This window comes from Viridibacillus sp. NPDC096237 (assembly GCF_050278625.1).
In the GTDB taxonomy this organism is placed as follows: domain Bacteria; phylum Bacillota; class Bacilli; order Bacillales_A; family Planococcaceae; genus Viridibacillus.
The window spans coordinates 89,349-97,232 of the sequence record NZ_JBNNTI010000011.1; the positions used below are offsets into that span (position 1 = coordinate 89,349).

The window sequence follows — 7,884 nt, forward strand, 5'->3', positions numbered from 1 at the left end:
ATGTATTAGACCTGGTAGTAAGTAAAAAGTTCATTGTATTTTTAAATATAACAAAAAAACGCCAATCGATTTTTTCGATTGACGTTTTACATTTATAATTCGTCGGCAAGACCGAGGATGATAATACCAATCATAATAATTGCAATGACTAAGTATTGTTTCTTTGTTAGTTTTTCTTTTAAGAAAATACGAGATAGTATAATTGAGAAAATACAGTATGACGAAATAATTGGTGCGGAAATAAACGCATATGCTGAAATTGCATACACATAGAAGAACTGACCAATTGTTTCTAAAACTGCTGCGTAAGTACGATCACGCTCTTTAAATATATTGAATTTCACTTTTTTATAAAAGCGAAGATAGATAAAACATACAACTGCCACGATAAAGAATGTATATTCATATGCAAGTAGCGCTGCATCTTCAGTCATAATTGTTAACTCGTCTAAGTAGATACCATCAGCAAACGTTCCTACACCATCTATTAATGCGTATAAAATCGGGAATAACAAGGCGAAAAATCCAAATTGATATTTACGTTCAATTTTAACTTTTTGAGAACGTAATAACGCATCGTCTTGTTGCTTTTCAATAACAGCAATCCAAATAACGCCGGCTGTGATAGCAATGATACCTGCAAAGTGTATCCAAGTAACTTCTTGTGGAAAGAACATATATAATAAAATCGTTGTAACCGCACCTGAAGCATTTTGCACTGGTGCTGCAATTGATAACTCTAAATAACGTAAACCTACATAACCGAAAACCATTGAAACAATGTACAATGTTGAAACGGGCAAATACGTTAACATATCTTGCGGATGGAATTCTAAACCTTTTACGAACATATAGATCGTTGCGTGAACCCCCATAACAAGACCAACCATAATGGTAATTTTCGTATGGCTATTTTTGTCGTTTGTGTCCGAGCCCTTTTTGTAAAATAAGTTCGCTGCTCCCCATGCAAGCCATGTTAATATTGCAAATAAAAACCACATAATCTAAATAAACTCCTTTTTAATGGTAACCTAGTAATTTCGAATGAATAGTAAGGAAAATAACCATTAAAATTATGGAGAGTAGTGCATTGTGAAAGCTTCGATTACATCTTGCTCGGTAGTGGAAATTACACCATTCTGTATAATAAGTCCATTGACAAATAGATTCCCTAAACTGAACAGACCGTTGGCTAAATAAGCTTTTTTCATGTAGAAATACCTCCGTTCTGTCTAATTGTATGTATTTTTTCTGTCAATGACAATAAGTATTTTAATAAGAGCGCTTCCAATTACTCAAGGACTTTAAGCCTTTATACAATAGAATAAGAACGTTGATTTCCGCTACGTGCGGACGCTTTCCGCGGGCGGGGCCGAGCCGCTTCCTTTGCTACACTCAGTCCAGGGTCTCGACTATCCCGCTTTTCCCGCTGGAGTCGCCGCTCTCCACTCCAATCAACTGGAATATGTAACTATTACAGCATACTATAAACGATATTTTTGAGGTGACGGAAAAAAATAAAGCTCATCACTTAGACATGGCGAGCACCTTAATAGTGGGAAGTTGATTGAAAAGTACGCTTAATTAAATGAATTATCCTATTGTTTAAACCTAAAAAAAGAATGTAAAAATGACAAAAGGCGAGAGTTCACTTCTCGATGCCTTTTGTCGACACTTCTATTAAATAATTCTCTGTACTTCTTCAATGTTCGGTATTCCTTTTTCTAAATTATACTCTGCCCATTTCTTTACTTCACTTTCTATCGCTCTATTCTGCCATTCAAAACAGCCACATTCCCTGCAATGACTTTCCATATACGTGTTATTACTTCGTCTTTTTTGATACACCGTCTCTTCCTTGCAATTGTAGCAATACAATTTTTTCTCCAATTCCATCAATAGCCACCTAACCTTTCTTTTTCATCGGTTTTAATTGTGGCTACAGCTTTCTCTATTTGTGCTCTATTTAATCTCGCTAATGGAGACTTTTTTATTTTCTCCATATCGAATCATTTTTCTTAAAACCTACAAAAGGGTGTTATCACAAACAACTATATAGACACAAAAATAAATAATTGACATTTGCTGGAGCTGTAACTATAATAGTTACAACGGGAGGTTAAATTTTAAATTAGTAGTCGATTTTCAATCGCAGTTCATATTTTATTTCTCTTAAATAGAAACATCACTACAAAATAAAATACTTTATACTCTGTAAAAGTGTAAGAATTTTTATGAATTAATCATATTTTTTAACGTTGTTGTAACTCATTTAGTTACAAGATTGTGCTACTACTAAAAAAGGAAGGTGACTTTAAAATGACTTTAAAAATTAAAGCTTATTCGGATTTTATATGTCCATTTTGTTTTTTAGGTAAAGGTCCTTTAGATGAGATTGTAAAGGAAAAAGACGTTGAAGTAGAATGGATGCCATTTGAATTACGTCCTAGTCCACATTCTAAAATTGATCCATGGAAAGAACCTGATAAATTAAGTTCATGGGATTCCTTTATCCTACCTACTGCCAAAAAACTAGGAGTTGACATGCGTTTACCACGTGTTTCTCCACACCCATATACCAACTTGGCATTTGAAGGGTGTCATTTCGCAAAAGAACATGGAAAAGGAAATGAATTTCACCATAGAGTATTTACTGCGTTTTTCCAAGAGGAACAAAATATAGAGGACGTAGAAGTATTAACAAATTTAGCAGGTGAAGTTGGTTTGTCTATGGATGATTTTAAGGACGCTTTAGTATCACGTAAATATCGCGAGGTTCATCAAAAAGCTCTAAATCACGCTTATGAAGAAGCGCAAATTATGGCTGTTCCAACATTCATTATTGGTGATGAAGTGATTCAAGGATTAGCCAGCAAAGAAAGATTAGCTCAAGTCATTGATAAGGAATTAAAAAAAAAGAAAACAAATGACTTTGATGGCATGCAATGCGATATAAATGGGTATTGTTAATACTAGATTTAAACTGCAGTGGAGTTTTGTAGGTATTTCCTTACTTTAAATAACAGATTACTCTGTCAAAAAAATCTATGTGTTTATAAATTATTTTAAAATTAAACTTATTTGGAGGAATTAAAAATGTCAGTAACAACAAACTTAAAAGAAGCAATTATTAACCGTCGTTCTATTCGTAAGGTGAAAAAAAATGAAAACATTACAAAAGAAAGAATCAGTGAACTATTAAAAACAGCTTTATATGCTCCGTCATCATTTAATATGCAAAGTGGACGTATCGTCGTAGTAATGGAAAATGAACACGACAAGTTTTGGGATATCGTAAAAGAAACACTACGCTCTCGTGTACCAGCAGAGAATTTTGAAGCAACTGCAGAAAGATTACAAGGTTTCCGCGATGGAGTAGGAACAGTACTATTCTTCGAAAACCAAAAAACAATACAAACAATGCAAGAAAATGCACCATCTTATAAAGAACAATTCCCATTTTGGTCTCATCAAGGCAGTGCAATGTTGCAATACGCAACATGGATGTCTTTAACTGCTGAAGGAATCGGCGCATCACTACAGCACTATAACCCAATTATAGATGAGGAAGTAAAACAAACGTGGGATATCCCAACAGAATGGAGCCTAGTAGCACAAATGCCATTTGGTGAGCCAAACGAACAACCAGGAGAAAGAACATTCTTACCTTTTGAAGATGTTGTGAAATTTTATTAAGAGAAACTCAATCAAATAGTGGAATTCTCCTTAATTCCGCTATTTAATTGAGTAATGCTTTTTCAATAACCTAACTCTTTCTCTGATTACAGACTAATAAAAAGGAATCCATTTTGAAATAGTTTTTTTCAAAATGGATTTTTTATTTTTAAAGAAAGAACAGTTTTTTTATAAGTTTGTCCAATTTTTTAAATAAACAATTGGACTTTATTATAAATTCTCAAACTTTATGAAAAATCACATTAACTTAAAAAGTTTCTACGAATCATAATGGGATATTGTACTAAAGTAATCCCCCTCTGTACTCCTAATTTTCCCGAAAACAAAAAACCGCTGATTTCTCATTTCTTCTTTATGGAGATGGCGGGAGTCGAACCCGCTTCCATAAACTCCAACACTCAAGCTTCTATCCGTGTACCATGCAAAGAAATGGATTCATGCATATGGTTTCAAACCTAGTGGTGTCGGGGGGGGTGTGGTACTTCCAAATTTATAAGTATACCCACTATTGATTCATCTATCTGGCATCCTCGCTTCAATAATTGAAGTTCTTTTCGACTCAAATCTGCCCTTCTCATAGAACACTCTACTAAACTATTATTTGTAAGATTTGAGTATTGATCTTTGTCATTCAAGTGTTAGTTAAGATCCACTGTATTGAGGTGCATGTAAAAATTGAGAAAGATCAAAGAATATTATCTTTTAAAGTAAAATGAATGATGTTGAAATGCTAAATGAGGAGCGAAAAAAAATGATAAAAAATGTCACAAAATAGATGTGAGATTCGTTATATAGTTTAGAACGAATAATGGAGAAGACTATTAAGGATGTGAGAAGTTGAAAGCAACCGCAAATGATTATGAAATTATGGAGGAACTTTACAATTTATACGAGCAAAAAATGTATCAAGTAGCTTATTCTATTTTACATAATGTTCAACAAGCAGAAGATGTTGTTCAAGAAACTTTTATTTTATTATTGGAAAATATCCATAAAATCAACGATATTGAAGATCATAAAACTAAGAGCTTTGTATTAAAAAGCACGAAAAATAAAGCCATTGATTATTATCGTTCAAATAAACGATCCATAGAGATGTTTAATAAATTTAAAGAAGTTCCACAAGAAGATACATGTGATAACGTGACGCAAAAAATTCAACGATTAATTACGAAGGAACAACAATATCAACTATTAGAAACATTATCAATGATTCACAAAGAAATAATAAAGTATCTTTTATTTTATGAATTAACGACAAAAGAAACTGCCGAAATATTAGGGATAAGCGAAGGAACAGTCCGGAAGAGATATGAAAGAGCAAAAAAAGTAATCATTAAAAATACAGGAGGAAAAACATATGAGACATTGGAAGAGTAAGCAAAAGCAATGGAAAAAAATAAGTGAAAAAATTGCTATGGAAGAATTTGAAAATGTCGAAGAACACCATGAATTTTCTAAGGAATATAATCTAAAAAAGAAAATTTTTCTTAATGAACTTAAAATGCAAGGCAATATGAAACGTAAACAATATAAAAAGCGTATGCGCCTTATAATGGCGGCAGCAGTATTATTTATTGTTGTTCCGACAACAACATATGCAGGAGTAAGCATTTACTCTACAATCATTAATAAAGAAAATTATGAAACAAATTATTTGATTAAAAAAGAGGATAAAACTAAGATCGCATACGAATACGTAAAAATGGAAATTGGTTATTTACCTGATAATATGGTGGAGGATAAGGATTCAGGTAGCATGAAATACTCATATAAAAATAGAATAAATGAAGGAGGCCTTTCATTTATTCTATGGAAGCTAGATGGTGATGCAGATTTTTCAATTTTAAATTCGCTTGAAGCTGACAAAATAGAAATCGGAAATCATAAAGGAGTATTAATAAAAAAAGAAGGCGAATTTAACAGACAAGTATTTTTATTATTTGAAGAAGAAGGTTATGTTTTAGAAACATTTGTAGGTGATGATGTTAACAATCAAGTTATGGAAAAAGTATTGGCATCGATTTTCTTAGTAAAATCTGACAAAGATCAGGCAACACCAAGTTCTGTTTATAAAGAAGAAGCAGTAGAAGCTTTGAAATCGGAAAAATTGTCAAAAGACAGTAAACGAATTTTCTCAATTGGTTCTACAGCTCCAGTAGAAATTAGTAATAGAGGAGAAAAACATAAATTAGATTTTGTTGTAAATAACGCGAAAGTAATGGATTCTATTTCGCAATTTGATTCTAAAGATTTTAATGATTTTCATTCAGATTTGTTGGAAGAGAGCCAAAATAATTCTGGAAAATTACCTTTTTATGAAAGAGAAACTTATAAATCGGGTGACGGAAAAAATACTATAGATGAATTAATTGATACATCTATGATTCAGAAAAAATTCTTATATTTGACCGTAACTATAGAAAATAAAGAAGACAAAAAAATATCTGATTTTTATTTTTCACCACACTTTATTTCTCTCAAAGACAATGGTGAGAATTGGAGATTTGAATTAGAGACCTATACTTCTGATGAAACTAGTAGTGAAGTCGCTTATCTAGATGGGAATGGAGAAGGCAATTCATATTACAAGCTACCTGATTTGGAACCAAATGAAAAACGTGTTGTACATATTGGTTATTTTGTAGATGCGGATCAATTGAAAACTGCCTTTTTAGATATCTTTAATAATAGAACTATCATGGAAAATGTGGAAGGTAACGACAGATGGTGGATTGATTTGAGGCAACAATAAATAAAAAGTAAACCTTAGATTCCTTTTAAAAAGGATGCACTGACCTAGAAATATGAGACAAATAAAAACACCTTTCGTTGAAAAATGGGTATCCTACCTTTAAAAACCAACGTGGAGGTGTTTTCTTTTTACTTACATCACTCTTTCAACTAAATTGGTATTATATTGAAATAATTAGATGTTGGTTTTTAAGGAGAATCTACACCCCCTCTCATACGTATACAAATAAATAGCCTTCTAGCTAAAAAATCCGGAAAGCATTTTTGGTAGAACTCATAATGGAGTTTCGGTTTTCCATAGTTTAATACCGAAAGTTTGTCGAACTTTGAAATAGAAACTTATTGGATCATCATTTTCAACATTAAAACTAAGTTTCTTCGTTTTATAAAGTCCATCATTCTCCACATAAAACTCATGAGAACTAAATATTTTCTCTCCTAGAGAAAAATTAAGATAAGCATTGATAAATAAAGCTAGTTAAATTAATCTTCCGAAAAATCATGAACATAATTTCTTTTGCCCATTTTTACTTGGAAACGAGTTTTCATCATCGAGGACGCTGCAAGTACGATGCTCCCCTTTTGATTGAAATTACCGACTACCGCAATCGGTGTCTTCATAACATCTAAATTCTCAAGCGACGCAATGCAACTCGCATAGAAGCAACGCATATCGATACACATGATGGATCGCCGTGACGCGTTCTCATACATAAACTCATCCTCCACTAGAGAATATTTGTTCTTATTTTAAATCGAGACATGCGAGATGGTCAGTGGGAATATTAGGTATTTATAATAGATTGTCAATTTACGCTCAACTTTTAGAGTTTTACGCTCGTTCGAGGAAAGTTTACGAGTGTTCAGCAGAGATTCACGCTCACAACGGCTTATTTCTCTGAATCGGCTACACTAAGTTGGACATAAAAAATAAGGGCTTGTACACTTAGACTACCAACTTAAAGGAGCGTGCTACTATGTCACGTCAACGTCGAACTTTTTCATCTGAATTCAAATTACAATTAGTGAAGCTTTATGAAAATGGAAAATCTCGTGCAGATATTGCCCGAGAATATGATATAACGCCTTCGGCTTTAGATCGTTGGATTAAAAATCATCAAGAAACCGGTTCATTCGCTGCGAAAGATAATCGAACAGAAGAAGAAAATGAGCTAGCTCGTTTACGCAAAGAAAATCAACGTTTATTGATGGAAAATGATATTTTAAAGCAAGCAGCGCTGATCATGGGACGAAAATAGATGTGATTCGAAATAACGTTCACAAATATTCGGTATCAGCAATGTGTGACGTCCTAAATCTCCCGAAAAGCACGTATTATTATCACGCCAAGGTACGTGAGAATTTGAAAGCTCAAGCTGAAGAGGCTGAACTCGCTTTAGATATTGAACGTATTTTTAAAGAAAGCCGAAACAA

The 7,884-nt window shown here is 32.9% G+C and carries 7 protein-coding genes and 1 pseudogene; 5 read left to right on the plus strand and 3 right to left on the minus strand.

What is annotated here, in order from left to right; translation table 11 throughout:
• Positions 1-92: 92 nt before the first annotated feature.
• Positions 93-1,001 carry an EamA family transporter gene (locus ACQKMD_RS08940; protein ID WP_427751280.1) on the minus strand — a complete coding sequence of 303 codons (909 nt, stop codon included), beginning with the start codon at positions 999-1,001 and terminating at the stop codon, positions 93-95.
• 679 nt (positions 1,002-1,680) lie between these two features.
• On the minus strand, positions 1,681-1,896 hold the full coding sequence (locus tag ACQKMD_RS08945; protein WP_427751282.1) for a hypothetical protein: 216 nt from the start codon (positions 1,894-1,896) through the stop codon (positions 1,681-1,683).
• Positions 1,897-2,319: 423 nt separating this feature from the next.
• Here ACQKMD_RS08945 and ACQKMD_RS08950 point away from each other — a divergent pair, with 423 nt between their 5' ends.
• The 4 genes from ACQKMD_RS08950 to ACQKMD_RS08965 all read left to right on the plus strand — a co-directional run bounded on the left by ACQKMD_RS08950 (position 2,320) and on the right by ACQKMD_RS08965 (position 6,451).
• The gene (locus ACQKMD_RS08950; protein WP_427751284.1) at positions 2,320-2,970 is read left to right on the plus strand and encodes a DsbA family oxidoreductase; all 651 of its coding nucleotides are present in this window, start codon (positions 2,320-2,322) and stop codon (positions 2,968-2,970) included.
• Positions 2,971-3,096: 126 nt separating this feature from the next.
• The gene (locus tag ACQKMD_RS08955; RefSeq protein WP_427751286.1) at positions 3,097-3,696 is read left to right on the plus strand and encodes a nitroreductase family protein; all 600 of its coding nucleotides are present in this window, start codon (positions 3,097-3,099) and stop codon (positions 3,694-3,696) included.
• A gap of 837 nt (positions 3,697-4,533) precedes the next feature.
• Positions 4,534-5,076, plus strand: coding sequence for a sigma-70 family RNA polymerase sigma factor (locus ACQKMD_RS08960; RefSeq protein ID WP_200749652.1), 543 nt, complete (start codon positions 4,534-4,536; stop codon positions 5,074-5,076).
• Positions 5,057-6,451 carry a hypothetical protein gene (locus tag ACQKMD_RS08965; protein WP_427751288.1) on the plus strand — a complete coding sequence of 465 codons (1,395 nt, stop codon included), beginning with the start codon at positions 5,057-5,059 and terminating at the stop codon, positions 6,449-6,451. The genes ACQKMD_RS08960 and ACQKMD_RS08965 overlap by 20 nt, the downstream gene beginning before the upstream one ends.
• A gap of 482 nt (positions 6,452-6,933) precedes the next feature.
• Here the strand turns inward: ACQKMD_RS08965 and ACQKMD_RS08970 are convergent, their stop codons facing one another.
• Complete coding sequence (locus ACQKMD_RS08970) at positions 6,934-7,164, minus strand: hypothetical protein (protein WP_427751290.1); 231 nt, start codon at positions 7,162-7,164, stop codon at positions 6,934-6,936.
• Positions 7,165-7,427: 263 nt separating this feature from the next.
• On the opposite strand from ACQKMD_RS08970, the pseudogene ACQKMD_RS08975 reads away from it, so the two are divergent.
• Positions 7,428-7,813: pseudogene (locus ACQKMD_RS08975) on the plus strand (transposase); the annotation flags it as partial.
• Between the last annotated feature and the right edge of the window lie 71 nt (positions 7,814-7,884).